1 protein-coding gene is annotated in these 1470 nt (G+C 44.1%); it reads right to left on the bottom strand.

The annotated features are described in order from the left end of the window. Positions 1–40: 40 nt before the first annotated feature. Entirely contained in the window at positions 41–1369 is a 1329-nt protein-coding gene (locus AC0TWI_RS14720) for an IS3 family transposase (protein ID WP_488127094.1), read from the bottom strand. Between the last annotated feature and the right edge of the window lie 101 nt (positions 1370–1470).

Raw genomic sequence — 1470 nt, 5'->3', positions numbered from 1 at the left:
TAAAGTGGTACCTATGTCAAGGACACAATAAAAAAAGAGATTAAGCAGTTTGAAGATGATTCCTATATTGAATAGGGGTCATCTTTTTTAAATTCCACTGATAACGATAATTATTATAATAGACCATATAATGGTTAATCTTTGACTTTAATTCCTTTAAGGATTTGGCAACTTTATAATCCACTTCGTCCTTTAGGTGGCCAAAGAAGGATTCCTGAGGGGCATTATCCCAACAGTTTCCTCTCCGTGACATCGACTGGCCCAGTCCATAACCCTTTAACAGCTTCTGGAATCTGGGGCTTGTATAATGGCTCCCCTGATCCGAATGGATAAAGGCGTCTTTGTGGAGGATGATTTTTTTGTTGTTCATCAATTTGTGGATCGTCTTGGTTGCGATGTCCAAGGTGATTCGATCTGAAACGTGGTAGGCCAGGATTTCATTGGTGGAGGCATCTTTTACGGTCGACAAATAAGCCATACAGTTTCCGTTATATGGCAGGTATGTAATATCCGTCAGAAGCACTTTTCCAGGAATGCCTTGCTTGAATTCCCTGTTCAGCTTGTTCGGCACTACCTGATGTTCCTGGGTTGCTTTAGCGATCCGTTTATAAGGATTTGGCTTGCGGTGAGGGCAGACAATCTCATACTTCCTCATGATTCTCCGGATTTTTTTGCGGCTGAGGACGAGATCAAAATCACTATTCAGTACCATCTTTATGGAACGGGAGCCTTTCTTGTATCCCCGCCGTTTAAAGGCCTTTAAGATGACTTCCCTGGTTTCCAGGTCCCGTTTCTCCCTTGCTTCCCGGGCAGGGGCAGCCTTCAAATAGCTGTAATATCCGGAGCGCGAGACCCCTAGGAGGTTACAGAAATATCGAGTCATCCTCTTGAATCCATTTTGTTCAATCGTCTCTTTGATCAACTGGTAAGCCTTGTCCGGATGTAGATTTTCCCTTCCGTTTAACAGCCTCCTTTCGGTCCTTTCTAGCTTTTTTAACAGGTCCACCTGTCCTTCCAACAGCTCAATCCTGGCCCTTTGCCTTTCAATTATCTCAGCGGGTGTAAGCTCCCGCTGCAAGGGTCTGCCGGAGGCAGTTTTCCTTGAATCGGTAAGACCAATTAAGCCATCATACTCATAGGCTTTTTTCCATCGATGGGCGGACTGTTCCACGCGTTTCATGCCAATGAGATCCACATCAAAGCCATTCTCCTCGAAGATCTGACGCGGGAGCTTCCCGTTTTGGTATTCGTCTATAAACCTGTTTTTAAAATCATCCGTGTACGTGATGGACTTCGCGCTTACGCGCTGGACATTTGGATTTTTTTGCAGTGCACTTACCTGTTCGGACGAAAAAGTTACTTTGCTCATGTTATCCCCTAATCCCATATTCTTAATTTCAAGTATATAAAAAGCACCTGCAGGTTGAACACTCTTTTTTTCGAGTGTCCTACCTACAGGTACCACTTTAG

Source organism: Lederbergia sp. B243.17 (assembly GCF_057657925.1).
This window is presented reverse-complemented; position numbering and strand designations above follow the sequence as displayed.

Coding starts and splice junctions, on each gene's coding strand:
- AC0TWI_RS14720 (WP_488127094.1), bottom strand. CDS start 1,369: ATGAGCAAAGTAACTTTTTCGTCCGAACAGGTAAGTGCACTGCAAAAA.